Origin of the sequence: Vibrio sp. IB15 (genome assembly GCF_016406055.1) — a bacterium.
GTDB classification, from domain to species: domain Bacteria; phylum Pseudomonadota; class Gammaproteobacteria; order Enterobacterales; family Vibrionaceae; genus Vibrio; species Vibrio chagasii.
In genome coordinates this window covers 104086-129875 of record NZ_JAEFCE010000002.1, presented here as the reverse complement: position 1 = coordinate 129875, position 25790 = coordinate 104086, and the positions used below count along the sequence as shown (strand labels likewise).

At 43.6% G+C, this 25790-nt stretch carries 21 protein-coding genes; 11 read left to right on the top strand and 10 right to left on the bottom strand.

Annotation, left to right across the window (positions count from 1 at the left end):
* Positions 1–49: 49 nt before the first annotated feature.
* Complete coding sequence (tet(34), locus tag JC606_RS01360) at positions 50–514, bottom strand: oxytetracycline resistance phosphoribosyltransferase domain-containing protein Tet(34) (RefSeq protein ID WP_004741499.1); 465 nt, start codon at positions 512–514, stop codon at positions 50–52.
* Positions 515–597: 83 nt separating this feature from the next.
* Complete coding sequence (locus JC606_RS01355; RefSeq protein ID WP_008218658.1) at positions 598–1887, bottom strand: NCS2 family permease; 1290 nt, start codon at positions 1885–1887, stop codon at positions 598–600.
* Between the two features lie 1063 nt (positions 1888–2950).
* On the opposite strand from JC606_RS01355, the gene JC606_RS01350 reads away from it, so the two are divergent.
* Entirely contained in the window at positions 2951–4423 is a 1473-nt protein-coding gene (locus JC606_RS01350) for an aminoacyl-histidine dipeptidase (RefSeq protein WP_198777642.1), read from the top strand.
* Between the two features lie 123 nt (positions 4424–4546).
* Here JC606_RS01350 and JC606_RS01345 read toward each other — a convergent pair whose 3' ends face one another.
* Positions 4547–5086 carry a DUF3332 family protein gene (locus tag JC606_RS01345; RefSeq protein ID WP_137408268.1) on the bottom strand — a complete coding sequence of 180 codons (540 nt, stop codon included), beginning with the start codon at positions 5084–5086 and terminating at the stop codon, positions 4547–4549.
* Between the two features lie 273 nt (positions 5087–5359).
* On the opposite strand from JC606_RS01345, the gene JC606_RS01340 reads away from it, so the two are divergent.
* A complete protein-coding gene (locus tag JC606_RS01340) occupies positions 5360–6406 on the top strand; it encodes a succinylglutamate desuccinylase/aspartoacylase family protein (RefSeq protein WP_102424642.1) in 1047 nt (348 codons plus the stop codon).
* A gap of 171 nt (positions 6407–6577) precedes the next feature.
* Here JC606_RS01340 and JC606_RS01335 read toward each other — a convergent pair whose 3' ends face one another.
* On the bottom strand, positions 6578–6895 hold the full coding sequence (locus tag JC606_RS01335) for a DUF3622 domain-containing protein (protein ID WP_004741494.1): 318 nt from the start codon (positions 6893–6895) through the stop codon (positions 6578–6580).
* A gap of 352 nt (positions 6896–7247) precedes the next feature.
* Here JC606_RS01335 and JC606_RS01330 point away from each other — a divergent pair, with 352 nt between their 5' ends.
* Positions 7248–8258: an adenosine deaminase gene (locus JC606_RS01330; RefSeq protein ID WP_198777641.1), complete on the top strand. Its 1011-nt coding sequence runs from the start codon at positions 7248–7250 to the stop codon at positions 8256–8258.
* Between the two features lie 74 nt (positions 8259–8332).
* Here JC606_RS01330 and JC606_RS01325 read toward each other — a convergent pair whose 3' ends face one another.
* Complete coding sequence (locus JC606_RS01325; RefSeq protein ID WP_198777640.1) at positions 8333–9517, bottom strand: NnrS family protein; 1185 nt, start codon at positions 9515–9517, stop codon at positions 8333–8335.
* Between the two features lie 289 nt (positions 9518–9806).
* Between JC606_RS01325 and JC606_RS01320 the strand changes: the two genes are divergently transcribed.
* Positions 9807–10358, top strand: coding sequence for a gamma-glutamylcyclotransferase family protein (locus JC606_RS01320; RefSeq protein WP_198777639.1), 552 nt, complete (start codon positions 9807–9809; stop codon positions 10356–10358).
* 33 nt (positions 10359–10391) lie between these two features.
* Here the strand turns inward: JC606_RS01320 and JC606_RS01315 are convergent, their stop codons facing one another.
* Positions 10392–11018 carry an outer membrane beta-barrel protein gene (locus tag JC606_RS01315; RefSeq protein WP_198777638.1) on the bottom strand — a complete coding sequence of 209 codons (627 nt, stop codon included), beginning with the start codon at positions 11016–11018 and terminating at the stop codon, positions 10392–10394.
* Positions 11019–11771: 753 nt separating this feature from the next.
* On the opposite strand from JC606_RS01315, the gene ebgR reads away from it, so the two are divergent.
* From ebgR to JC606_RS01300, 3 genes are all read left to right on the top strand, one after another.
* Positions 11772–12752 (top strand): transcriptional regulator EbgR, encoded by a 981-nt coding sequence (gene ebgR, locus JC606_RS01310; RefSeq protein WP_198777637.1) that lies wholly within the window; start codon positions 11772–11774, stop codon positions 12750–12752.
* 345 nt (positions 12753–13097) lie between these two features.
* Positions 13098–14438 carry an MATE family efflux transporter gene (locus tag JC606_RS01305; RefSeq protein WP_137408272.1) on the top strand — a complete coding sequence of 447 codons (1341 nt, stop codon included), beginning with the start codon at positions 13098–13100 and terminating at the stop codon, positions 14436–14438.
* Between the two features lie 323 nt (positions 14439–14761).
* Positions 14762–15874 (top strand): phosphatase PAP2 family protein, encoded by a 1113-nt coding sequence (locus JC606_RS01300; RefSeq protein WP_233090021.1) that lies wholly within the window; start codon positions 14762–14764, stop codon positions 15872–15874.
* On the opposite strand, the gene JC606_RS01295 is transcribed toward JC606_RS01300, so the two are convergent.
* Positions 15858–16787 carry a LysR family transcriptional regulator gene (locus tag JC606_RS01295; RefSeq protein WP_198777635.1) on the bottom strand — a complete coding sequence of 310 codons (930 nt, stop codon included), beginning with the start codon at positions 16785–16787 and terminating at the stop codon, positions 15858–15860. The genes JC606_RS01300 and JC606_RS01295 overlap by 17 nt on opposite strands.
* Before the next feature lie 101 nt (positions 16788–16888).
* Here JC606_RS01295 and chrA point away from each other — a divergent pair, with 101 nt between their 5' ends.
* Together chrA and JC606_RS01285 are read left to right on the top strand one after the other, a co-directional pair.
* Entirely contained in the window at positions 16889–18037 is a 1149-nt protein-coding gene (chrA, locus tag JC606_RS01290) for a chromate efflux transporter (protein WP_198777634.1), read from the top strand.
* Between the two features lie 432 nt (positions 18038–18469).
* Complete coding sequence (locus tag JC606_RS01285; protein ID WP_198777633.1) at positions 18470–20158, top strand: AMP-binding protein; 1689 nt, start codon at positions 18470–18472, stop codon at positions 20156–20158.
* Positions 20159–20261: 103 nt separating this feature from the next.
* Here JC606_RS01285 and JC606_RS01280 read toward each other — a convergent pair whose 3' ends face one another.
* Entirely contained in the window at positions 20262–20468 is a 207-nt protein-coding gene (locus JC606_RS01280; RefSeq protein ID WP_198777632.1) for a DUF1127 domain-containing protein, read from the bottom strand.
* A gap of 117 nt (positions 20469–20585) precedes the next feature.
* On the opposite strand from JC606_RS01280, the gene JC606_RS01275 reads away from it, so the two are divergent.
* Positions 20586–21542 (top strand): LysR substrate-binding domain-containing protein, encoded by a 957-nt coding sequence (locus tag JC606_RS01275; RefSeq protein ID WP_198777631.1) that lies wholly within the window; start codon positions 20586–20588, stop codon positions 21540–21542.
* A 39-nt stretch (positions 21543–21581) separates the two neighbouring features.
* A complete protein-coding gene (locus tag JC606_RS01270; RefSeq protein ID WP_004740608.1) occupies positions 21582–21794 on the top strand; it encodes a VF530 family DNA-binding protein in 213 nt (70 codons plus the stop codon).
* Between the two features lie 158 nt (positions 21795–21952).
* Here the strand turns inward: JC606_RS01270 and fusA are convergent, their stop codons facing one another.
* Both fusA and radA read right to left on the bottom strand, forming a co-directional pair.
* Positions 21953–24043, bottom strand: coding sequence for an elongation factor G (gene fusA, locus JC606_RS01265; protein WP_008218763.1), 2091 nt, complete (start codon positions 24041–24043; stop codon positions 21953–21955).
* 234 nt (positions 24044–24277) lie between these two features.
* Positions 24278–25657 carry a DNA repair protein RadA gene (gene radA, locus JC606_RS01260; RefSeq protein WP_061032527.1) on the bottom strand — a complete coding sequence of 460 codons (1380 nt, stop codon included), beginning with the start codon at positions 25655–25657 and terminating at the stop codon, positions 24278–24280.
* Between the last annotated feature and the right edge of the window lie 133 nt (positions 25658–25790).

Genomic DNA, 25790 nt, shown 5'->3' with positions numbered 1-25790 from the left:
AAAAAAATGACCCTATAAAGGGTCATTTCTCAAAAAACTAAGTTTACGCTTATTTTGACTTGCGATTTACTGGCTCAACGTAGCTTAGGCTAGTATCCCAAGGTTGCTCAATCCATGTGTCTTGAGCGATATCAACAATGTACTCGTCTAGTAGGTGAGCGCCAGAAGGCTTAGCACATACAGCGATCAGTTTTGCTTTAGGGTACATTTCGCGAAGCTTACGTGCAGTGTCACCACTATCAACAAGATCTTCAACGATTAGGAAACCTTCGCCGTCACCTTCAGGTGCTTTAACGACAGTCATATCACGTTGGTGATCGTGGTCGTAGCTAGAAATACAAATCGTATCTACGTGACGAATACCCAGTTCACGAGCCAAGATTGCACCAGGAACCAAACCACCACGGCTTACAGCCCAGATACCTTTCCACTGCTCTGCTGGCATTTGCTTTTCTGCTAGTTGACGGCAGTAAGTCTGCATGTTGTCCCAAGTGATAACGAATTTGTTGCTCATAGTATAAAACCTAATAATTTTTCATGTTATTAGAGGCTATGCCAAACATAGCCTCTTCAGCGTTTAAGCAGAAATCTAGACGATTAAGCGAAAATGTATTTAAGAATAAAGATTACCGACATGATCCACACAGCAGGTGAAACGTCGCGACCTTTACCACTTAGCAGCTTAATTGCAGCGTAAGCGATGAAACCTAGTGAGATACCCTCAGCAATAGAGTACGTCAGCGGCATAAGTAGACATGTTACCACGACTGGTGCTGCTTCCGTAAGATCACGCCAATCAATGCCAACTAGGCCTGACATCATCAGAATTGCTACATAGAAAAGCGCGCCTGATGTTGCGTACGCCGGAATCATACCTGCAAGTGGTGAGAAGAAAAGAGCAAGAAGGAAAAGTACGCCCACGACAACAGCCGTTAGACCAGTACGACCACCTTCAGCAACACCTGAAACACTCTCTACATATGAAGTCGTGTTCGATGTACCTAGAAGAGCACCGATAGACGTTGCTGTTGAATCAGCAAGCAGTGCTTTGTTCAGGCGAGGTAGTTTGCCATCTTCTTTGATTAGGTTCGCTTTTGTAGCAACACCCACTAGCGTACCCGCTGTATCGAATAAGTCGACGAATAGGAAAGCAAATACAACAGAGATCATACCGATTTCAAATACTGCAGAGAAATCAAGCTGCATGAAAGTCGGAGCAAGGCTTGGTGGTGTAGACATGATGCCGCCGTACTGAACGTCACCAATGATAATGCCAAGAGCGGTAATAGCTAGAATTGCAATCATTACTGCGCCTTTCACACCGCGGTGTACAAGGGCAATAGTAAGGAAGAAACCAAGAGCACCAAGGATAGGAGCAATAGCAGTAATGTCGCCAAGTGATACTTTAGTTGCAGGGTTAGAAACCACGATGCCAGCATTGCTAAGTGCGATAAACGCTAGGAAAAGACCGATACCCGCAGAGATACCTACACGCAAAGACATAGGAATCGAGTTGATAATCCATTCACGGATCTTAAAGATGCTCAAGAAAATGAAGATCACACCCGAAACAAACACTGCCGCTAGAGCAACTTGCCACGTGTAACCCATACCCATCACAACCGCGTAGGTAAAGAAGGCATTCAGGCCCATACCTGGAGCTTGAGCAATTGGGTAGTTAGCAACAAAGCCCATGATGAAACAGCCAATAGCAGCCGCTAAACAGGTTGCTACAAATACAGCGCCGTGGTCCATACCAGCATCAGCTAGGATCATTGGGTTTACAAAAATGATGTAAGCCATTGTTAGGAAGGTTGTTAGACCCGCGATGATTTCAGTGCGCACATTGGTGCCGTTTTCACTGAGTTTGAATAGCTTTTCGAACATTATCGAATCCTATAAGGGTAAAAAGTAAACGGTTGCGTAATCGATTGGCTTTGGATTATAAAGTTATCAAATAACAAATTCCAGATAGAATTAAGGCTCTAAATAATATTTATCAGAATGACGTATGAAACCAAGCGATTAAAAATCACATCTAAAAAGAAAAATACACATTAAAAACAATAGACTAAAAACAATTTAATGGTCGTATTTATTTGATTACTTTTTCAACCATCAGTTATTTTCATTAAGAATCTGGCGCTAAATTTGCCAATTCAAACCCACAAGAGTTGTCCGATTTTCAACAGGATTGGTAATAAGGCTCAAATTGACATTTTGCTGTTTAAAAAAACAACCGAGCATAGTCGTAGATAGATGATGAATCAAAGCTGAGGATAAAAGTAGCAGGCAAAAAAAACGCCACTCAAAACTGAGTGGCGGTAGAATCTGTCAACCAAAAGGGTTGTAAGAGAATTCCAATATATAGGGGTGAACAAAACTGTTCGAGTTACATGCTTATGGTATTAGTAACCAAAGCTTGTAGGGTATGCAAAGTTGCTAGTGTAAACAGAGTTGTTAAGCCAGAACATTGCAGATGGTAAACCTTTCATAACTATCACCTTAATAAATCAATAAAAAACGAATTTGATTTCTCGGTTCCTTGGAGGCGATAAACGGACTCATCCTTTGAGCATTTACTCTTCACTTCAGAAGTTGGTTACAAATATACCTTAAAGAAAAAAGATTACAAGCACTCTTTGCTTCAGGTCACACTTTTGACCAGTTCGGGTTATTTTGCAAACTTAATTTCGTAATAAAACTACAAATCAGACTTAAACAAACGTTTGCTTGCATCTTTTATAAGCATCAGAGCACTTATACAAGATCAAATGAACAAGATGGCGTTCAAAATTTGAAGCATTTCAGGTTTAGAAGCGCTACTCGTCAAAACACTCTAATGGTATGCTGTCGGCATCAAAACAGACCTATATTTTAGGTTTTTGCTCTATGTTTATACCCATAGAAAGCCTAAATATATGGTTATCAAATAAAAAAGGAGTCATCCGTGTCTGAATTCCATTCTGAGATCAGTAAATTATCCCCTGCCCCTATTTGGCAGTTCTTCGATAAGATTTGCTCAATCCCACACCCTTCTAAGCATGAAGAAGAGCTTGCTCAATACATTATTGCTTGGGCAACAGAACAAGGGCTAGATGTACGCCGTGATCCAACGGGCAACGTATTCATCAAAAAGCCTGCGACGCCGGGCATGGAGAACAAAAAAGGTGTTGTGCTACAAGCTCACATCGATATGGTTCCACAAAAGAACGAAGATACGGTTCATGACTTCACTAAAGACCCAATCCAACCGTACATCGACGGTGAGTGGGTTACTGCAAAAGGCACAACGCTTGGCGCAGATAACGGCATGGGTATGGCATCATGCTTAGCGGTTCTTGCATCAAACGAAATCAAGCACGGCCCAATCGAAGTTCTACTAACTGTAGACGAAGAAGCAGGTATGACGGGTGCATTCGGTCTTGAAGCGGGTTGGTTAGAAGGCGACATCCTTCTTAACACCGATTCAGAGCAAGAAGGCGAAGTGTACATGGGTTGTGCTGGCGGTATCGACGGCGCAATGACATTTGACGTTGCTCGTACTGCAATCCCAGCAGATTTCGTGACTCGCAAACTTACGCTTAAAGGTCTAAAAGGCGGCCACTCAGGTTGTGACATCCACACTGGTCGTGCGAACGCGAATAAACTACTTGCTCGCTTCCTGGCTGGTCACGCAAAAGAGCTAGACCTACGCATCGTAGAATTCAAAGGTGGTAGCCTACGTAACGCGATTCCTCGTGAAGGTTTCGTTACTGTTGCTGTTCCAGCGGCAAACCAAGAAAAACTGGCTTCGCTATACAACTACTACACAGAGCTACTTTCAACAGAGCTAGGTAAAGTAGAAGACAGCATCGTGACTTTCAACGAAGAAGCTTCAGTTGAAATGGGCGCACTTGCAGCTGCTGACCAAGATCGCTTCATCGCAGCACTTAACGCGGCGCCAAACGGTGTGATTCGTATGAGTGATGAGATTGAAGGTGTTGTTGAGACATCTCTAAACGTAGGTGTTATCACGACAGAAGAGAACTCAATCACTGTACTTTGCCTAATCCGCTCTCTGATCGACTCTGGCCGTAGCCAAGTTGAAAGCATGCTTCACTCTGTAGCAGAGCTTGCGGGTGCGAGCATCGAGTTCTCTGGCGCTTACCCAGGTTGGAAGCCAGACGCAGATTCAGAAATCATGCACATCTTCCGCGACATGTACGAAGGCATCTACGGCCACAAGCCAAACATCATGGTTATCCATGCTGGCCTTGAGTGTGGTCTATTCAAAGAACCTTACCCGAACATGGACATGGTTTCTTTCGGCCCTACTATCAAGTTCCCTCACTCTCCAGATGAGAAAGTGAAGATTGATACGGTTGAGCTATTCTGGAACCAAATGGTTGCGCTACTAGAAGCAATCCCAGAAAAAGCTTAATTCGATAAGCTACGTTTGTTCAATAAATGGTGTTTACAGTAAACACCATTTATTCAGACAAAATAAAACAGGTACTCAATGAGTACCTGTTTTTGTATCTAATCTTTGCAACCAGCTAAGACATTAAGCGCGTGACGCTGCGTAGCTCTCTAGCTCATCAATTGACGTTTGTGCAACGACTTCACCATCGATAAAGTACGTTAGTATCTCGCCATCACGAACACCGATTAGTGTCGCTCGCTCACCAGATTGGTAAGTGATATCCATTTGGATAGTGTTTTCATCAATCTGCTGCATCTGACCTTTTTCGATCATATTTACATTAGTGATTGGACCTACAGGCGCTTCCGTTAGAGACGGAACTAGCTGATGGTTGATATCAATGTAAGTATCCACCTTAGTATCAAAGATATGCGGCGCACCCGTTAGTGGGTTGCTACCAGTCCAGAACTCTAGTGAGTTGAATACTAGGTAATCCGCTGCAACCGTTAGACCGTATGCCGGTGCCAACAGTAAGTTTAAGCCGCCACGTGCGTAACGGTTATCAACGGCTTTAAGGTTGAACTTCATTAGGTAACCGGTTACTGCGTTGCTACCAACACAGCCAGATAAAGCAACAGATACCACTGCAAGTGCTACAACTTTTGAAATTGTTTTTTTCATTTTCATCTCGATATTTGAAATTGGCCGCCATAAAATGGCGATGGATAATAGCAAGTGCCAAAAATACAATTATCAGAGTTAAATCAATAAATTGCCAGAAAACCTTACAAATAAAAAGAGTATTCCAAAGGGGGCGCCATCCATGGAATACCGTTCCCGATACACCTCCACAAAAAAGTTTTGTCGTTACCGTAAACCGATTGATTCGTACTAAAAATCAACGATTGCTACATTCCGTGTTAACGAATTATCACCATGTTGAGAACAACCTAAATGGCAAGACTAAAACCTAATCAACCATTCGAATTACTTGGTTCTACTGTTCAGCCAGGACAGCGAATGGAGATTGAACTGCAAGCAGCTCAGCTTTACACGCACTCTCCACTTTCGATCCCGATTGAAATCATTCACGGTCGCCAAGCAGGTCCAACACTGATGGTAAACGCTGCGATTCACGGTGATGAGTTAAATGGTGTTGAGATTGCACGCCAACTCACCAATGCGATCGATCCTAAGAAATTGAAAGGGACATTGATTGTCGTGCCGATCGTTAACGTGTTCGGCTTCATCCATAAGTCTCGTTACCTACCAGACCGTCGCGATCTAAACCGTTGCTTCCCTGGTAGCGAGAAAGGATCGTTAACATCTCGTATCGCTTACACTTTCTTCGAGAACGTGGCTAAGCACTGTGATTTCATTCTGGACCTACACACGGGTGCGATTCACCGTACGAACTTGCCACAAATTCGTGCGAACCTTTCGAACCCAGAAACCATGCGCATCGCAAAAGCGTTTGCGACACCGGTGATCATCGACTCACCCCTACGTGATGGTTCACTGCGAAGCGAAGCGGAAAAGCTAGGTATTCCAGTACTGACATACGAAGGTGGTGAGGCGCTGCGTTTTGATCACCTAGCAATTCGAGCAGGCTACCTTGGCATTCACCAAGTAATGAAAGAAATCGGCATGCTGCGCCCGAACCGCAAGAAGCTACCAGAGCCAGTATTGAGCAAATCCACCAGCTGGATTCGTGCAGAATCAGACGGTATCTTGCGTAACATGGTGAGACTGGGCGAACAAGTTGAAGCAGGACAAACACTTGCTTACATCAGTTCTCCATTAGGTCACCAAGAGAGCCAAGTTATCACGACTAAAGGCGGTATCGTGATTGGCCAACAAACGCTACCTTTGGTGAATGAAGGTGATGCTGTGTTCCACATCGCTTACTTCAAGCAAGACGATGAAGAAGTAGGACAAACCGTAGAAAGCTACATTGAAGAAGTAGCAGAAGACGATTGGTTAACTACGCTAAACAACTGATTAAGGCTTGAGAGAGCGATGTAAAAAGCAAGAAGCCAAACCGTCGCTCTTAAGCAAAATAGCAACGAACTCGACAAACGAAAAAGCCCCAATATAGGTGACTATATTGGGGCTTTTTTATAACTCCCTTATCTTAAAATTAAGGGACCTATAAATTAATCGTGCACCGAATTACTCAGCGTCTTCTTGCTCTTCTGCACGAGCTTTAGCGCGTGCTTCACGTGCTTGCTCAGCTTTAAGCTCTTTAGCGTGACGTAGTTCATCGCGCTCTTTACGTTGTTCCGCTTTACGCTCGTTACGTTCAGCTTGGTTTGCGATGAAAGATGCTAGCTCTTTCTCAGCCCACTCTTGTGCAAGCGCTTCTGTTTCGAAACCAGACTCACGCTTAGATACTGTTGTGCTGCGAGACGTTACTTGACGAGTAATCTCAGCACACCAGCCGTTGCGTTTTTCTGTAAGGCGGATATCAAATTTTTTGTTCTTAGACATGTTCTATTTTTTCCTAAGGGAGATCATTAAGGGATCGGTCAACTTTGATAACTCCATCTAAGTGAGCATCTTTTAACACCATCCCTTGGTAAGCGCGGTATTAGAGCACAAATCAACGAATATTGCTGCAAATATTTGCAGCGGATCACACTCTAGTGCTGCAAATCGTTTGCGGCTCATTTTTAAGCACTCAACAGCTTCTAATCCCTAACAATTTTAGCCTCATTTCATCGACAACCATGAAATGAACTATGCTCAAACAGAGATAAATGAGTCGTCTAACCCGTTAGCTTGGTAGGCGTTAATTATCTCCCCCTACTCCGCCCATAATTAAAATAGCTAAGGAGTTGCTATGGATAGCTTCATCAAAAATTTACCGAAGGTTGAGCTGCACTTACACGTTGAGGGCACACTGGAGCCCGAACTGATGTTCGAACTGGCCAAGCGCAATAACGTATCGATTCCCTTTGAGAACCCAGAGCAAGTGCGAGATGCCTATCAATTCCATAACCTACAGTCTTTTCTCGACATCTATTATCAAGGCGCCAATGTACTGATTCATCAACAAGACTTTTACGATCTCACTTGGGCCTACCTATTAAAGTGCCGACAAGACAATGTGGTTCACACTGAGATTTTCTTTGACCCGCAAACACACACAGAGCGTGGCATAACCTTCGACACTATTATCACTGGCATCACTCGTGCACTCGACCAAGCAACTCATGAACTTGGGATAAGTAGCCAACTGATCATGTGCTTTCTACGCCACCTCGATGAAGAAAGTGCGTTCGAGACACTCAAACAGGCTCTGCCTTACAAAGATAAAATCATTGCGGTTGGTTTAGATTCATCGGAACAAGGTAACCCGCCCGAGAAGTTTAAACATGTATTCCAAGAAGCGCTCAACCAAGGCTTTCTGACTGTCGCACACGCCGGAGAGGAAGGCCCAGCACAAAACATTATTGACGCATTGAGCTTGCTAAGTATCACCCGGATCGACCATGGTGTTCGCTGTATCGACGACGCAGAACTCGTAGAAGAGTTGGCAGCAAAACGTATTCCGCTGACAGTTTGTCCGCTATCAAATACCAAACTAAAAGTCTTCGATACTATGGAGCAGCACAACATTGTCGAACTGCTGAGAAAAGGGCTCTGTGTCACCATCAATTCCGATGACCCAGCTTACTTTGGTGGCTACATGAATGACAATTTCCTCGCGGTAGCCAATGCCCACCCAGTCACCCATCAAGAATTAGCCCAGTTCAGTATTAATGCCGTGGAAGCGAGTTTCATCTCCCCTCACGCCAAAGAGGACCTGATTACGCAGGTACGTCAATACTTGATAGCGAACAGTCAATAAGTTGATAAGCGTTAATTTCAATCAAAAAAGGGAAGCTCAATGCTTCCCTTTATAATCAAGATACTGAAATCAATTTACCCTGGATGACCATCCACTCTTGGCGTAAGTAACATCATTCCGAATTTCCAGATAAACAGACCAAACGCCAGCGTCCATAAGCCAGCAGTGATGTTCACCATCTCAAACAAATAACCAGGGAAGAAGGTGACACCTAAGCTACGTACCAGCGCTGCCACAAAAATTGCAGAGAATGCGAGCGCCATGTTTGGTCCTTTATAGATAGCACGGCCAGTGTGTCCCATGGTCACGCGGCTGATCATCGCTAAGATAAGCCCGCTCAAACCACCAATCGCAAACAAGTGCAGCATGTTGTGACTGGCAAATGGATTATCTAACAAGCCACGTAACAACAAGCTTAGCGGAATACACACATATGCAGCGTGCAGCGACCACACCAAAGGTTCAGATAGCGTTGTCCAAGGTTTCCAGCGGATGAAGCGTACTAGTTGAGCAACACCAGCAAAAACCATTAATCCGCTGCCCACTTGAGCAAAGGCTAGAGGGAAGAAGCTCAAGATAAACAGCCCCACCAAAGGTAGATTCGCTAACCATTCCAACCACACTAATGGCTGCGCTTTTTCAAAGTTAAAGCGACGAGCGGTAAAGAATGGGATGACTCGCCCCCCCATCACCGATAGTAGTAAAGTAAACCACCACAGCATAGCTTGCCATACCGCTGACGAAGGAAACGGCGGCATCCCCTTAATGGTCGCGTAACTCGCAAAGTTCGCCACAATCGCCAGTACAAACAGTGGAACGAAGAATAGATTTTTCCATCCTTTCGACTGCACGACTCGAAAGCCAATCTCGTAAGCAGAAAAAGCCAAAAATAGCGCTTCAATCGACGAAATTAGCCATAGCGGTGCCGGCGTCCAAAATAGAATACGAGGTGCCAACCACAAGCCGACCAGTGCGGCTAATCGATAATGCTTGGTGCCATTAACCCCTGTCCATGTTTGTACGGCCGTCAGTACAAAGCCAACAACAATCGCCATCGAAAACCCAAACAACATCTCATGCACGTGCCACCATAACGCGGGCACCTCTAGAATTTCAGGTTGGCCGTTTTGGAACATGATGACCCAAGCCACAATCGCAATTACGGCATAAACACTGCCTAGAAAGAAGAAAGGTCGAAAGCCTAAACGCAAATAGGCTGGAATCGCGTCTTCCACACTTTTATCTGTGATATTTAACAAACTCGCTCCTAACTCTCAGATAAGAGGCCAAGGTATTACCTAAACCTGAATTTGGTGTGCATCAAGCTTGATGCAATGTGCAGTTCACATAGCATGAAACGCGCCAACAAGATAAAGCCAGTAAAAACAACTACTCACAAGGTTCATTGTCCAATAAAAAAGTCAAAACCACACAACCAAAAGAGTCATAAAGACATACAAGGGTGTAAATAGAAACTTACTGACTTTTATGATTGCGCCACATATAGTAAGACTAGACTTAAATGGCACAACTCAGACAAGGAACGCGATGTATATTTTTGGTTATGGCAGCTTGATCAACTCCTCCTCTCGTCAACTTACCGGTCAAACGGGTCAAGCAATCCCAGCGATTGTTCATGGCTTAGTGCGCCACTGGAGTAAGATCGACGACAGTTACGTGTTATCCCCTTTGATCGTCAATCTTGGCGAAGGGCAAGTGAATGGTGTTTTACTTGAAGTCGACGAGATAGCGCTTGCTGAATTTGATCGTCGTGAACGCGGCTATCACCGCATCGAATTAAAAGCCGATCAGATAGAGAGCCAAACCGAATTCAAAGAAGATCAATCTATTTGGGTTTATGTGAAAGACGAAATCAAGGCACCTTGTGAAAACAGCCCTATCGTTCAAACCTATGTCGATACCGTCATGGCTGGGTGTTTAGAGGTGTCTGAAAGCTTTGCTGCACACTTTGTTAAACATACACAAGGTTGGCACCACCCATTAGAAAATGATCGCCACCAGCCGAAATACGGTAACCTAGCGGGAGTGTCTGATCACCACCATAGGGTGATTGACCAACTCATCAAAAAAGGAGCCTAGAGGCTCCTTTTAAGATTACATACTCAGATCAAATTAAGAACCGAAATGATACTCTACACCAACGAAGAAGCTATCGAAGTCCAAATCGAGCTCACCACCGCCTTCCACACCAATTGCCACAGAAGATGCACGGTAGCCACCAGAAACAACCACACCCGATGTAAATTTATAGCCGGCTTCTACACCGTAGTTAAAGCTGAGGTCACTTCCGTCATCTGAATAAGTTTCGTTTTCTCCATAAGGGAGGTTAGTCTCATATGTCCATGTGAGATCTGCCTTCGTGACGCCTACACCTGCGATCGCGCCCAAGTAAAGTCCTGAATCGGAAAAGTAGTACTTAGGTTTAACATTAAAATTAAATGACTGAGCTTCAACTTCAAATTTTTCTTTTTCGAAATAATTATAATCATTTTCCATCAAGGATTCAGTGAAGGTCCCAAAATGGATGTACTCAAACTCCCAAGCCAGACTAAAGCCATTCGAATATTGATATTCCGTACCAAGTGCAATACTGACACCAGTACTTGAGTCCACCTTAATCGATTCTGCATCCAATTCTGTCTTCAATACATCAGCTGCAACATACCAATTATCATTCGCTTGAACTGACGTAGACGCAGCAACTGCACCTAAAGCCATTAATGACAGGGCTTTTCTCATTATAATTCCTTATTTACCAATATTTTACGTAATCTTTAAAACTCGTAAGTATAAGTAAATGAGCACATTGAGTCACTCTAATATTTATAAATTGAGCAGTGATGCATAAATTCTACAAATACTTTATTCACAGTAAGTGTGAAATCACTCGAATTTCAGCTGGCATTGTGCTTTGAGAGCCCCCTGTACAACTGCGATTGCTATCATCGACTCATGTCGTTCTACGCTTGTGTCATTCAAAAATTCTGCCACCGCCAGTCAGGCTCCAAATCCTAGACAAAAGTTGCACATTCGGCCTAGTATGAGCTTTTCCATCGACTGTTTTTTGAACGTCATTAAATCAAACGGGTGAAATCGTACCTTTACAATCAGTCTCTCTTTGCTGTCATTTATGACTTAACCAGCCTTCTCCTCTCAATACGAGCTCGTATTTATCAAAATACGCACTGCCAATTTCGTAGTACTTTTAGCTTAAGCGCTGCAAACTGTAAATATAGACAGGAAACCATACCGAACATATCAATTACCCCATTGAAAAAACAACCAATAGCTGTTTATAATCCATTGAATTTAAATAAAATATTTAATTACAATTAGATTCAAAACAACATAAAGTGGTTAAACATTGATTTTACTGACCGCTAATGTATGGCCTTTCGTTTGACTGCGATGGGACTATGCAATCAAGGGATACATTGCCTTTAAACTGAAAAATTTCAAAGCAGCGCAATGTTCCAATTACAGGAAGTGAGTATGGCTACGTTAAAAAATATCGCGCTTGAAGCTAATGTTTCATTAGCTACCGTTTCTCGAGTTCTCAATGAAGATCCAACATTAAGCGTCAAAGCGGAGACCAAAAAGCGTATCTTTGAGATTGCAGATAAGCTAGATTATAAAATCAGTAGCTCGCGTAAAACGGCGAGTAACAAAAAGCAGCACCACTTTCTTGCACTGTATAACTACAAACAGGACGCTGAAGTTAAGGACCCTTACTACTTATCAATTCGCCACGGCATCGAGAACCAGTGCGAAAAGATGAATATTGGCCTAATCAACTGTTACGAAAGTAAAATACAGACAAATTCACGCCAAGTTAGCGGTATTTTACTCGTTGGCAGGATGACTAAAGAAGTTATTGAACAAGCAAAGAAACTCACGAGTAACATCTGCTTTGTTAACTATACAGATCAGTCAGAACTTTATGACTCCGTTGATATTGACCTCGCCCGCATCAGCAAAGAAATCACCAACTTTTTCATTAACCAAGGTTACGAGCGCATTGGTTTCATTGGCGGGCAATACGACAGTCGCACCCCAGATCTTCGTGAGATAGCCTTTGCAGAATACGGTCATTTGAAGAACGTCGTCAGCGAGCAAGATATCTACCGAGGCGAGTTCTCTAGTTCTTCAGGCTACAATCTGGCGAATCAAATGCTAAAAAGTGGTAACTACCCCAAAGCAATATTTATCGCATCAGACTCAATCGCAATCGGTGTTTTACGTGCCATTCATGAACATGGATTAAGCATTCCAGATGACATCGCGATGATCAGCATCAATGATTGCCCAACAGCTAAGTTTACCTTCCCATCTTTATCAACCGTCCGTATTCATTCTGAATTAATGGGAACTCAAAGTGTTAACTTATTGATTGAAAAATCACGTGACGCCCGAAGCATACCATTAAGAGTTTACGTGCCGAGCGAGCTCAAGTTACGAGACACGACAAAGTAGCTTATCTTTCATTTAAATAAAAAGGCTGCCAGCTATGGGTGGCCTTGAAACATAGAAACAATGTAAGCAAACGGCAAGCTATCGTAGCACTTGGCCTACCATGATCCTTTTACTTTCATTCCTGCACGTTGAGCTCTTATTGCTACTTTTCAGTGGTAGAAATCCGATCGACTCACACCATGAAACATGCGAATAAGTTTCATCACAAAGAGCTAGAATGTGGGCAATACGGGTTTATTCAAAATATCTTAACCCTTATTCGTAATCCGGACATTAATTTGATAGTGGTTTACCCAATAACCACTAAACTATAGACTCGCCTTCCCTTTTTTTGAGAAAACCTAAATGCCTAATGCTGATTCCACCCTAAACAAACGCATGGGAATCGTTGCGCTCACTTGGCCAATTTTTATCGAAGTGCTGCTTCGAACTGCACTAAACACCAGTGATGTATTCATGTTATCTGGGTACTCAGACAAAGCCGTGTCTGCCGTTGGTGTTATCTCTCAGATATCCTTTTTCCTAATCATCGTATCGACCATGGTCAGCAGTGGTACTGGTATTCTCATTGCCCAATACAATGGCGCCTCACGCGATACAGAAAGCGCTCAAGTTGGCGTTGCCAGTATCATATTGGCGATTATTACGGGTGTATTGCTGAGTATTTTCGCAGTGCTAGGTGCAGAGTACTTTATTCCGCTTTATCAGCTTGAAGCTCAGGTTGAGCAGTACGCACAAGAGTACTTGTTCATCAGTGGCGCCCTCACTTTCAACGTCACGATAGGTGTGGTGCTTACCACTATCCTTCGCAGTCATGGTTACTCTAAATCTCCAATGGCCATCAATATGATTGCTGGTGTTATTAATATCTTCGGCAACTACTGCGCGCTCTACCAACCTTTTGGCTTACCGGTATACGGCGTTCAAGGGGTAGCCATTGCAACCGTAACGAGCCAAGTGATTGGCATGCTTATCTTGATTGGTGTGGTCAGAAGCAAAGGCATAGACTTACCCGTGAAACAGTTTAAATCGGTACCAAAATCTATCTATCAGAAGATAATGAAGATCGGTTCGATGAACGCGGGTGAAGTGCTCTCTTACAACATGGCACAGATCAGCATTACCTTCTTTGTCGTTCAGATGGGCACATCATCACTGGCGGCCTTTACCTACGCTCAGAACATCGCACGTCTCTCGTTTGCCTTTGCTTTAGCCATTGGTCAAGGTAGCCAAATTCAAACCGGTTATTACATTGGTAAAGGGTGGATCGATGAAATCACGTCACGTGTACAGCGCTACTTTGTGGTGGGCTTCATCGCTTCAACCACGATCACCTGTGTGGTTTACCTATTCCGTTATGAGATTCTCGACCTATTTACACAAGATCCTGAGATCATCGCATTAGCGGCAGGGCTGATTGCGGGGTCAATCATTCTCGAAGCTGGTCGAGTATTTAACCTTATCTTCATCTCATGCTTGAAAGCAGCTGGCGATATTAAGTTCCCAGTAAAAATGGGCATCCTCAGCATGTGGGGCATTGGGGTTGCCATGAGCTATTTACTCGGCGTGCACTGGGGGTATGGTGTGCTTGGTGCTTGGATGGCGATCGCGATGGATGAATGGTTCCGAGGCATCATTATGGCGTACCGCTGGCGAGCAAAAAAATGGACTCGTTTCTCGCTTTAAGTGATTGAAGATACGTGAGTAAATTAGACTGATGCAAAAGAAAAAGCGCTAGGGGGAGCTAGCGCTTTTTAGACCAACTAAATCCATTTAGCCTGGCAGTTTTTTAAGCTATATCATATGGATATAACCAATTTTTTTGCTTAGGTAAATCAAAAAGCCTATTCTTTACGACTGCTTTTAGTCGTAAATTAAGTATAGTCGGACTGTAGAAAATGGAAGGAATTATTTCATTTATTTTTGATGTCTTGCGAATAACTCAAGTAGAAAAGCAGCCCAGATGAACTAACCTTTAATCATGAATAAAAACCTTGATGAGAGGCAATATGGGTTCAGAGACAACGCCTTCTAAGACCGCCTCTCAGACAGAACATTCAGACTTGTTATCGTCGTTACTTTTTGAATTTAAGAGAAATAAATTAATCTTATATTTCATTGCAATAACAACACCTCTCACCTTACTTACCAGCCTGCTAGTACCCCGTGAACTCGTGTATGATGTCTACACTTACCTTGAGGTATTAGCCATCATTAGTTACGTCTCCTTTGTCTTATGGGCGACTTACTTCTACTTTCATATGCTTTTTACCAGAGAACAAAAGCCAACAATAAAATTTTTAAACAAATTCAAAACACTTCTTTGTCCCATATCTAAGCCAATCAGTTTCATCATTTTGATGGTCTCGCTCAACGTGGCCTTTTCAAACTACACTTTTTTAAAATCCCTCATCCCATACTTTAACCATTATGCATTTGACCTAGACTTCTACTATTTAGACAAATGGCTACACTTCGGCTTCTCTCCATGGGAAGTCACACACTACTTGTTCCCTGGAGCACTCTCTTCATTGGTGATCAGCGCGCTATATAATTTATGGTTTTTCCTTATGTGGGGCATGCTTTTGTTCTTTGTCATTGATAGGAAAAACGAACTACTCCGCAACCAATTTCTACTAACTTTCTTGAGCTCATGGTTAGTGATAGGCAACGTGGTGGCCACACTACTCTCTTCTGCTGGTCCAGCTTTCTTTCATCACTTCGAAAGCCTTGATGCTTATGCTCAGCTGATGCAGAGGTTAGAATCACAAAGCGAATACCTTTCCGAACAGGGCTTGCTGCCGCTTTGGATGCTTTCAACACAAGACATGCTCTGGGAAAACTACATTGATGGCGTTATCATTAAAGGCTCGGGAATCTCTGCTATGCCTAGCTTACATGTCACGATCGCAGTGTTGATGGCTATGACTGCATACAAACTCAACAAAAAACTCGGATATGTGGCCTGGGTGTACACCTTCATCATTCAGATAGGTTCGGTACATTTGGCCTGGCATTACGCCGTTGATGGTTATGTGGGAGCCTTATGTGTCGTCATTCTCAGGCACTTAATCGGATACCAGCTTAGACGGAACCACCAATCAGTTACCCAGCATCAATAACAATCTCCACCGCTTGCGAAATCACATCTCTCAAGTGACTATTCTTATCGTCTAAATGCTTCCCCTTGCGATAAACAAGCTGTATGTCGAAATCGGGAACGTCTATCGGCGGAGCAACAGCGACCAATGAGCCCTCTGTATTTGCACCATTTCTCGCGACCAACTTAGGGACTATACATAACAACTTTCTACCACTAATCAGACGTTTAACGGTTAAAAAGTTACTCGATGCAATCGCAACCTTTCGCGAATAACCCAGAACAGCAAGTTTTGCGTCAACTGCAGTTTTTAACTCACCACTTGGCGAGACTAACGCATGCTCTACAGAAACAAAGGATTGCAATGATATAGGTAGTTCAATATTTAAAACGGATTCATCTAGCAAACACACATGCTGCTCGGTATAGAGATGTTTCGTACGATACAGTTTTGGCACCTCTCCGAAACTGCCAATGACGATGTCTAACTTCGCCTCTTCAAAGACATTTTGATAATTGGTTCGATTGACATTAAAAAACGCCACCTGAGAGCTTAGAGAAGACTGCTTAATAAAGTCGAAGATCATTGGACCAAACATCTGCTCTGCGTAATCCGTCAGGCCTATTCTCCAAGTGCCTTTATAAGTGGCTACATCAAACGATTTAGAAAGTAGTACTTCAGATTGGATCGTATTAAGCAAAGCATCGACAGTGCTAGATAACTCTCTCGCTCTCTCCGTCGCCTCCATCTTGCTCCCAACTCGCTCAAACAGAGGATCATCAAACAACTTTCTAAGTCGCTGAAGGCTATGGCTCATCGCAGACTGACTGACATAACAACGCTCAGCAGCTTTACTTACACTGTTCGTTTTGTACAACGCTTGTAACGCTATCAATAAGTTAAGGTCGATTCCTTTCCAGTTAAAATCAGCCATTCAACAAAACCCATTTCATTAATAGTTATAATTAAAACAATTAATTTGAATCATAGTGTAAGTCACCATAAATTACGCTAAACATTTATCTGGAATCGATCATGCTTTCAATTTTTAAAACCTTTTTCTGGCTTGGCTGGATTAGCTTTGGTGGACCAGCTGCACACATTGGCTACTTCCGTAAAACCTTTGTTGAGAAGCTTAACTGGCTATCTGATGAAGAGTACGGGCAAATTGTCGCGCTTAGTCAATTTCTACCTGGTCCAGGTTCAAGCCAAGTTGGCTTTGCGGTTGGCTACAAAAGAGGTGGCTTAACGGGTGCGATTGCTGCGTTTATCGGCTTTACTTCCCCATCTGTCATCTTAATGTTGATATTAGCTTTGGTGAGCAATCAGCTATTGGAAGCGCCTTTATTCAATTCAATCATTCACGGTTTGAAGTTGCTTGCAGTTGTAGTGGTTGCTGATGCCACATTTGGCATGTACAAAAACTTTTGCCAATCGAAAGTCGCGACCGCTTTATGCGTCATGGCAGCCGTAGTTCTCCTGTTACTTCCGGGGATCTGGCCGCAAATCTTGGTACTTCTATTTGCCGCAATCATTGGCAGCAAGTTTTTGACCTCACAAGAAATTAAAACCCTTCCATCAACACACAAGATCTCCATAACACCGCTCGTTATTTTCGTTGTGCTCTTGGTTGGCCTTCCTCTGTTCAGTGCATACTCTCAAGGTATTGAGGTATTTGGGCTGTTCTATCAAGCTGGCAGCTTAGTATTCGGTGGCGGTCATGTGGTACTTCCATTGTTGCAGAATGGTATTGGTGACCAACTATCCCAAGATGCTTTCCTAACGGGCTATGCTGCAGCACAGGCTGTACCTGGTCCTATGTTTACCTTAGCGACATACTTAGGCTATGTATTAATGCCATCGGCACCAATTACTGGTGCATTGTTAGCGACAATCGCCGTGTTCTTACCGGGCTTCTTATTACTCCTGGGTGTTTTGAAAAACTGGCAGGCAATTGCAAGTAAACCATTAGTTGCTGGTGCACTTACCGGTGTGAATGCAGCGGTAGTCGGGTTACTACTTGCGGCTCTGTATCAGCCAATCTTCACAAGTGCAGTGAGTGACGGTTTAGACTTCGCTCTGATCATCGTAGGTGTGTGGCTATTGAAAACGGTCAAGATGCCAATCGTAGGGCTTGTCGGTGCATTCATGTTATTTGGCTCATTTATAGGTTTATTGAGTTAAAAATAACGAAACTTAGCCTATAAGCTTGGTTCAATGAAAATTAGAGGACGAGTTACGGTCAGTGAATAAACGTAGCTTGAGGAACAAAGCCAAGATTGAAGAGATGGACGCTTTACAGATAGCTACTCCCATTTAGGTTTCAACTACACTCTGAAAAGAGCTTTCATAGTTCCACGTATAACCATCTAATTTGGTTATACAACAACTCTACGAAGTAAAAAACCGATCAAAAATAGCAGTGATTTATGATTAATGATGCCCACGAGACATATCATATTTTTCAAATATTAAAACAGGGGTTGACTCTATAAGCTAAACAAGAGCCTACATGGATAACAGAAAACGCTAATTTTACTCCCTAAAAGAAAAAATCATGGTACATTTAACATGATTTTAACAAAAATAACTTAGCGAAAAACATGGAGTTAGACAATGATTCAGCCTAACGAGTTTAGCCAAGAACAAGCAACAGCTCTCCCTACACCTAATGATATGATTCTTAAATGGGCAGAAGAACGTCCAAATGAGGTCTATTTAAAACAAATTATTAACCGCCAGTTTGTCGAGTTCACGTACAAAGAAGTGGCTGATAAAGCACTAAAACTGGCGTCTGCACTAGAGGCACTCGGTGCCGAGCCTGGCGATCGAGTCGCGCTTATTTCTAAAAACTGTGCGGAATGGTTTATCTGTGATCTTGCCATGATGTTAGGAGATTTTGTCAGCGTCCCAATTTTTCCTACCGCAGGTGCAGATACCATCCAATACTGTATCGAGCACAGTGAAAGTAAAATTGTGATTGCAGGTAAACTGGATGACCCTAAGGCAACACAACAAGTACTAGATGACAACACAAGTTTGATTAGTATCTCGCTACCCTACGATACCGCGCCACAGTGCCAACATACATTTGAACAGCTCATCGAAGCACATGAACCAACCACCAAACGTCCTCAGCATCACGATGACAAGCTTATGTCTCTTGTTTACACATCGGGGACTTCTGGCCTACCAAAAGGCGCAATGCTCACATACGGTGCCTTTACGTGGTCAGTTCAGAGACTGATCGATCATATCGGTATCCAAAAAGATGACCGTCTGTTCTCTTACCTACCACTGGCTCATATTACAGAACGAGTCTACATCTTTGGTTCTTCAGTCATGGGCGGGGTGGTAACGGCGTTCCCAGAATCTTTAGACACCTTCATTGATGATGTGAAGATGCAGCGTCCTACTCTGTTTATTTCTGTCCCTCGTTTATGGACCCTGTTCCAACAGCGCATCCAAGATAAGCTGCCACAGAAAAAACTGAATATTCTGCTGAAGATCCCGTTCATTAATAACATCATTAAGAAGAAGCTTGCTGATGGCTTAGGCCTGGATCAAGCTCGCGTTCTAGGCTGTGGCTCCGCACCAGTATCACCAGCGCTACTAGCATGGTACGAAAGCGTTGGTTTACACATTACCGAAGCGTGGGGGATGACAGAGTCTTTCGCTTACAGCACATTAAATTATCCGTTCAGAGCGGATAAAATTGGTACGGTTGGTAACGCTGGCCCAGGCATTGAGCTTAAGATTGCCGAAGATGAAGAGATTTTAGTTCGTGGTAAAGGCCTATTCTCTGGTTACTACAAAAATGATATTGCGACGCAAGAATCGTTTAATTCTGAAGGCTGGCTGCACACCGGAGATATTGGGGATATTGATAGCGAAGGCTACCTCACCATTCGAGGGCGTAAAAAAGACACCTTTAAAACTGCCAAAGGTAAGTTTGTCGCGCCAGTGCCAATCGAGAACAAACTCTTTGAGTACAGCCGCGTAGAGATGATGTGTCTGATTGGCCTTGGCTTACCTGGTCCAATTCTGCTTGTTGTACCACATGACTTCCCTAACTTTGATCGCTCTCGCTACGAGAGAACCACTAAACGAGTGATCGAGAGAATGAATGAGAAGCTCGCGTCTCATGAGAAGATCAAGGGCGTACTGATGATCAAAGAACCATGGAGTATTGAGAATGGCGTGTTAACACCAACGCTCAAGATCAAACGCCATGTGTTAGAGCAGAAGTATCACGAAGTGGGCCACAACTGGCCGAAAGATAAATTGGTGGTTTGGGAGGAGTAACCCTTTCTTAAGCTGGGCTTTTATTCGTAAAAAGTGCTTTTGAATAAATAGGCGTAACTCGGGTAATAACTGAGTTACGCTTTTTATTTAAGTGTAGCTTCTCCTATTCCCAAAACGCTTTCCTCATCTCTTTCTGTACTTGTGCTTGCGTTAACCCAATATCGTTTAACAGATGCTCAGGTAAATCAGCCAAATGCTGTCTTGTTTTTGCATTTTGTCTAAACTTCTGAACTTTGAAATAGAATTTCTTAATCAAGGAAAGATCATTTGAGCGCTTATCAAGTTCGACTTTAACTGTGCCTGAATTCATAACTTACCCCTTCTATACTTTTATTCTCTATGTTTATCTGCTTACATGGCTAATATTCAACCAAAGACAGTCAACCGACAAACGATAGATACTGGCATTCAGTTAAGGAAAACTAATGTGAGAGAGCGTACCCCACCATTCCAAGGGATCTACTACTTCTATATCGCAGCCGACAAAGGTAGCTTTAAGCTCGCTGCAGAAACCCTGTTTGTTACTGCAGCAGCGGTAAGCCAACAGATCAGGCAACTTGAGGACTGGCTAGGTGCAGAACTCTTCATCAGACAACACCGAAAAATTGTGCTCACTCATGAGGGGGAAGTTCTGTATCTTCAAGCGAAGAAAGGCTTTGCTCACCTTCAAGATGGCGTAAGAAGAATCAACCAAGACCCTAACCCTAATCAGTTGTCAATTTCGACCGTTCCATCTTTTGCCCAGCATTGGTTAGTGCCAAGGATTGGGGATTTCAGAGAGCGACATCCAGACCTTTCTATGTTGATTGAGCCGACCAACAAGCTGATCACCTTTGAGGATTCAAGTATTGATATCTGTATACGCTACGGGCACGGTAACTACCTAAACTTAGAGTCGCGCTGGCTAATGGATGAGGTGTTATATCCTGTTTGTCATCCGCTCTATCAGGAGAAGTATGGAATATACAGTGTCGAGGACCTGCACAAAGCCGAGCTAATTGAAGACCGATGGCCCGACATGGATTGGTCAATATGGCTTAATGAAGTAGGCGTTGAAGGCGGTCACACCACGTTGCAGTTTGATGGCTCTCACTTTGTACTAGAAGGTGCACTCTCTGTTCAAGGAGTCGCCTTAGTCAAACACAGCTTAGTGTATCGATACCTGCAAGAAGGGAAGCTAGTTAGAATTGGTAATACAGCGCTAAGACCAAAATACAACTATTTCTTATGTGCGCCGCCGGGATACTTTCATCGCGACAAGATTCAACGCTTCTCCAAATGGATAGAAACGCAGGTCAGTGAGTTTGGTAACAAAGGAAGGGAAGTGCTCAATATCGTCGATACCGACTTCTCATTGAAATGGTCGGGAAACTCCGATGGCTAAACTGATATACTGAGAGCAAATAAATGACGAGTAAATCTCATGACACAAGCAAATAACCCACTTCACGGCATCACACTGCAAAAACTACTAACAGAATTGGTTGAACATTACGGTTGGGAAGAGTTGAGCTACATGGTAAATATCAACTGCTTCAAAAAAGATCCAAGCATCAAATCGAGCTTAAAGTTTCTGCGCAAAACAGAATGGGCACGAACTAAAGTAGAGCAAATCTACATTGATTTAAAGCGTTAGCCTCCCCCAGTTGTATCAGTCCCGTATTGCTGAATACGGGATTCCCCCTGTGTCTACTTTTAAGGGGCCGCATCAATCTCGTATTATGATTCCCATAAAACAAAAGCCCCGCAAGCTTTCACTTGCGGGGCTTTCTAGTTAATTTAGAAAAGAGCTAATTACTTACCAGCTTCTTTGTCTGCTTTAACTTTAGCGATTACTTCGTCTGCCACGTTTGTTGGACATGGAGAGTACTGTAGGAATTCCATAGAGAATTGACCACGGCCTGAAGTAATAGTACGTAGGTGACCGATGTAACCAAACATTTCTGATAGTGGTACGTCAGCTTTGATACGTACGCCAGTAGCGCCAGCTTGTTGATCTTTGATCATGCCACGACGACGGTTAAGGTCACCGATTACATCACCAACGTGATCTTCTGGAGTAAATACGTCAACGTTCATGATTGGCTCAAGAAGTTGTGCACCCGCTTTAGGCATAGATTGACGGAATGCGCCTTTCGCTGCGATTTCAAATGCGATTGCAGATGAGTCAACTGCGTGGAAGCCACCGTCGAATAGTTCTACTTCAACATCTAGAGTTGGGAAGCCAGCAAGAACACCGTTTTCCATCATAGATGCGAAACCTTTCTCAACTGCAGGCCAGAATTCCTTAGGAACGTTACCGCCAACAACTGAAGAAGAGAACGTGAAGCCAGAACCTGCTTCGCCTGGTTTGATACGGTAATCGATCTTACCGAATTGACCAGAACCACCAGATTGCTTCTTGTGCGTGTAGCTATCTTCAACAGCTTTCGTGATTGTTTCACGGTAAGCTACTTGAGGAGCACCTACTACAAGGTCAACGCCGTATGTACGCTTAAGGATATCTACCTTGATGTCTAGGTGAAGTTCACCCATACCTTTCAGGATAGTTTCGCCAGTTTCTTCGTCAGTCTCAACTTGGAAAGATGGATCTTCTGCAACCATTTTACCGATCGCGATACCCATTTTCTCAGAACCGCCTTTATCTTTTGGAGATACAGCGATAGAGATTACTGGAGTTGGGAAGATCATTGGCTCAAGAGTACACTCGTGCTTCTGATCACATAGAGTGTGACCAGTTTGAACGTTCTTCATACCTACAACAGCGATGATGTCACCAGCTTGTGCAGATGTAAGTTCGTTACGCTCATCAGCTTGCATCTCAACCATACGGCCGATACGCTCAGTTTTACCTGTTGCTGAGTTAAGAATTGTATCACCCTTCTTCATTACACCAGAGTAGATACGGATGAACGTTAGAGCACCGAAACGGTCGTCCATGATCTTAAATGCTAGAGCACGTAGAGGCTCATCTACAGATACTGTTGCAACTTCACCAGTTGGTTCGCCAGTCTCTTTATCAGTTAGAGGCTGAGGATCAACTTCAGTTGGAGCTGGTAGGTAATCTACTACAGCGTCAAGGATAAGTTGCATACCTTTGTTCTTGAATGCAGAACCACAGAACGTAGGGAAGAATGCGATATCACGAGTACCTTTACGGATACAACGCTTGATGTCTTCGATAGAAGGCTCTTCACCTTCCATGTAAGCTTCCATTAGGTCATCGTCTTGCTCTACAGCAGTTTCGATTAGCTCTTCACGGTATTGCTCAACGTCATCAACCATGTCCGCAGGAACATCTTTGATTTCGTAGTTTTCAGGAAGACCAGTGTCATCCCAAACGTATGCTTTACGGCTTAGTAGGTCTACAACACCAACGAATTCATCTTCGCGGCCGATTGGTAGAACCATTACTAGCGGAGTAGCGCCTAGAACGTTCTTAACTTGGTCAACAACGCGGTAGAAGTCAGCACCCATACGGTCTAGTTTGTTAACGAAGATCAGACGAGATACTTCTGATTCGTTAGCGTAGCGCCAGTTAGTTTCTGATTGAGGTTCAACACCACCAGAACCACAGAATACACCGATACCGCCATCAAGTACTTTAAGAGAACGGTATACTTCAACTGTGAAGTCAACGTGTCCAGGAGTATCGATAACGTTTAGACGGTGATCATTCCAGAAACAGCTTACAGCTGCTGATTGGATAGTAATACCGCGCTCAGCTTCCTGTTCCATGAAGTCAGTCGTTGATTCGCCATCATGTACTTCACCGGTCTTGTGGATTTGACCAGTTAGCTTAAGGATACGCTCAGTGGTAGTTGTTTTACCCGCATCAACGTGCGCGAAAATACCAATGTTTCTGTATTTCGATAAATCTGCCATTGTCTTACTCTGTTAATAGGATATAAAATGCGCGCAGAGTATATCACAATCTGTGAAGACTGATAGCTTTGCATGCATTTGGGACTAAAAAACTTTGCCTTTTCCTAACATGTAGAAAAAGGCACGCTGTAGAAACAATCTAAATGATTGTTAATTATAGTGCTAACCTCAAGCCCAATCGGCGTTCAAGTTAGACTGAATTGCTGCTGTATAGATTAGCTGAAGTGAGTTCAATTACAACTCATCAAAAGCATTAATTGCCTCTGATAGTTTTTTCACTCCGTGGATTTGCATTCCTGGGATACCACCTTTCGGCATATTAGCTGCAGGAACAATTGCTTTCTTAAAGCCGTGTTTAAATGCTTCATTCAAGCGTTCTTGCCCACTAGGTACAGGACGAATCTCACCCGCTAGGCCTACTTCACCAAAAACCACCACATCTTTAGGTAATGCACGGTCTCTGAAACTAGAAAGTAATGCCATGACTAATGCAAGGTCAGCACTAGTTTCGGTTACTTTAACACCACCGACGACATTCACAAACACATCTTGGTCAGCCATTTGTAAACCGCCGTGTTTATGCAGCACCGCGAGTAACAAAGAAAGACGGTTCTGCTCAAGACCAACCGCGACACGACGAGGGTTCGCCAACTGGGAATAATCCACAAGCGCTTGGATCTCAACAAGCAATGGGCGGGTCCCTTCCCATACCACCATCACTGAACTGCCTGATGTCTCTTCTTCACCACGAGACAAGAATATAGCCGATGGGTTGCTGACTTCTTTTAGCCCTTGACCAGTCATCGCAAACACACCCAGCTCATTCACTGCACCAAAACGGTTTTTGTGGCTGCGCAGCGTTCTGAAACGGCTGTCTGTTCCGCCATCTAACAACACTGAACAGTCAATAATATGCTCAAGCACTTTAGGGCCCGCCAGCGTACCATCTTTAGTTACGTGTCCAACGAGAAAGATTGCTACATTATTCTGCTTAGCAAAACGAGTCAGTGCAGTGGCTGACTCACGAACCTGAGCTACACTTCCTGGTGAAGATTGAACATCAGCGACATGCATTACTTGGATCGAGTCGATAACCATGATCTTAGGTTGTTCTTTTTCGGCAACCTGACAAATCTTATCCACGTTCGTTTCTGAGAGCATCTTTAGATGCTCTTTTGGCAATCCAAGTCGAGACGCACGCATCGCGACCTGCTGCAAAGATTCCTCACCCGTGACATAAAGGGTCGGAAGTTGCGAAGAGAGCAAACACATAGTTTGTAACAATAGTGTCGATTTACCTGCACCCGGGTTACCACCAATCAGGATCGCAGCGCCAGGTACGACACCGCCACCAAGCACGCGGTCGAGCTCTTTAAAGCCACTACTAAAACGTGGCACTTCCTGCAGGTCGATTTCTGACAGTGTTTGAACCGAAGACTCTGTTGCGCCACCAGCATAACCACTCAATCGTTCATTGCGCGCTACCTGAGGTGAAGCGGCTAACCTAACTTCTGTAATTGTGTTCCAAGCACCACACGCATTGCACTGTCCTTGCCAACGTGGGAAGTCAGCCCCACAGTCATTACACACATAAGCTCGCTTTGCCTTAGCCATAAAACCTCAATAATTTACCCAGTTACACAATGATGTTGTCAATTTGTGACTTATTTGACCGTACGGGTGCAAATAAACGTTGCAGTCATACCACTTATATTTAAAGATCGATTTAAACTAGTCGATAACATAA

Excerpts from the sequence above, each read along its gene's own strand:
- JC606_RS01355 (WP_008218658.1), bottom strand. The coding sequence starts at position 1,887 with ATGTTCGAAAAGCTATTCAAACTCAGTGAAAACGGCACCAATGTGCGC.
- JC606_RS01345 (WP_137408268.1), bottom strand. The coding sequence starts at position 5,086 with ATGAAAAAAACAATTTCAAAAGTTGTAGCACTTGCAGTGGTATCTGTT.
- JC606_RS01340 (WP_102424642.1), top strand. The coding sequence starts at position 5,360 with ATGGCAAGACTAAAACCTAATCAACCATTCGAATTACTTGGTTCTACT.
- JC606_RS01335 (WP_004741494.1), bottom strand. The coding sequence starts at position 6,895 with ATGTCTAAGAACAAAAAATTTGATATCCGCCTTACAGAAAAACGCAAC.
- JC606_RS01330 (WP_198777641.1), top strand. The coding sequence starts at position 7,248 with ATGGATAGCTTCATCAAAAATTTACCGAAGGTTGAGCTGCACTTACAC.
- JC606_RS01320 (WP_198777639.1), top strand. The coding sequence starts at position 9,807 with ATGTATATTTTTGGTTATGGCAGCTTGATCAACTCCTCCTCTCGTCAA.
- JC606_RS01315 (WP_198777638.1), bottom strand. The coding sequence starts at position 11,018 with ATGAGAAAAGCCCTGTCATTAATGGCTTTAGGTGCAGTTGCTGCGTCT.
- ebgR (WP_198777637.1), top strand. The coding sequence starts at position 11,772 with ATGGCTACGTTAAAAAATATCGCGCTTGAAGCTAATGTTTCATTAGCT.
- JC606_RS01305 (WP_137408272.1), top strand. The coding sequence starts at position 13,098 with ATGCCTAATGCTGATTCCACCCTAAACAAACGCATGGGAATCGTTGCG.
- JC606_RS01300 (WP_233090021.1), top strand. The coding sequence starts at position 14,762 with ATGGGTTCAGAGACAACGCCTTCTAAGACCGCCTCTCAGACAGAACAT.
- JC606_RS01295 (WP_198777635.1), bottom strand. The coding sequence starts at position 16,787 with ATGGCTGATTTTAACTGGAAAGGAATCGACCTTAACTTATTGATAGCG.
- chrA (WP_198777634.1), top strand. The coding sequence starts at position 16,889 with ATGCTTTCAATTTTTAAAACCTTTTTCTGGCTTGGCTGGATTAGCTTT.
- JC606_RS01285 (WP_198777633.1), top strand. The coding sequence starts at position 18,470 with ATGATTCAGCCTAACGAGTTTAGCCAAGAACAAGCAACAGCTCTCCCT.
- JC606_RS01280 (WP_198777632.1), bottom strand. The coding sequence starts at position 20,468 with ATGAATTCAGGCACAGTTAAAGTCGAACTTGATAAGCGCTCAAATGAT.
- JC606_RS01270 (WP_004740608.1), top strand. The coding sequence starts at position 21,582 with ATGACACAAGCAAATAACCCACTTCACGGCATCACACTGCAAAAACTA.
- fusA (WP_008218763.1), bottom strand. The coding sequence starts at position 24,043 with ATGGCAGATTTATCGAAATACAGAAACATTGGTATTTTCGCGCACGTT.
- radA (WP_061032527.1), bottom strand. The coding sequence starts at position 25,657 with ATGGCTAAGGCAAAGCGAGCTTATGTGTGTAATGACTGTGGGGCTGAC.